At 44.5% G+C, this 660-nt stretch carries 1 protein-coding gene; it reads right to left on the bottom strand.

Annotated features, from left to right (window positions below):
* Nucleotides 1-121: 121 nt before the first annotated feature.
* A partial coding sequence (locus R7044_RS25910; protein ID WP_225456085.1) for a pseudouridine synthase occupies nucleotides 122-660 on the bottom strand: 539 nt, incomplete at its 5' end.

The following is a 660-nucleotide window of genomic DNA, read 5'->3' as shown; positions in this document are numbered from 1 at the left end:
TAAGCATGCATACCGAAATTGTCTAGGCACGAAAACATTTTGGTAGGAATCGTCATTTTGAGCCAATTCCTACCAAAAGACTAGTTCCTGCTAGGAACTAAATAATTTCCGAGAGCGACGATTAATTCCACACAGAATCCACTTCTTCTTGAGTCAGATAACGGTAATCACCCGGTTCTAGAGTGTCATCCAACACGATATCGCCGATTCGCTCACGATGAAGTAGTTCTACTTTGTTACCAAGTGCAGCAAACATGCGTTTCACTTGGTGGTACTTACCTTCAACGATAGTAAGCAGTACTTCGTTTTCTGCTTCATTCACGATCTCAAGGTGCGCTGGTAATGTCGCTTCGCGTTCGTTTCTCAACTCAATACCTTGCGCAAACTTTTCAACGTAATCAGGTTGAATCGCATCCGCTAGCCACACGCGGTATGTTTTTTCGCATTTGTGTTTCGGTGATGTAATACGGTGAGACCATTGGCCATCATCTGTAATCAACACCAAACCCGTCGTGTCCACATCTAAACGGCCAGCGAAGTGAAGGTTTTCGACTTTAGGTTCATCAAGCAATACAAAGGCCGTAGGGTTGTAACCATCTTCGTGTGAACAAACAAAATCCGCTGGTTTGTACAACATGATGTAACGAGGCCCTGGCGCAC

Source organism: Vibrio sp. 1402, assembly GCF_033340275.1.
The sequence above is the reverse complement of the archived record's forward strand: the minus strand, read 5'-3'. Positions and strand labels throughout refer to the sequence as shown.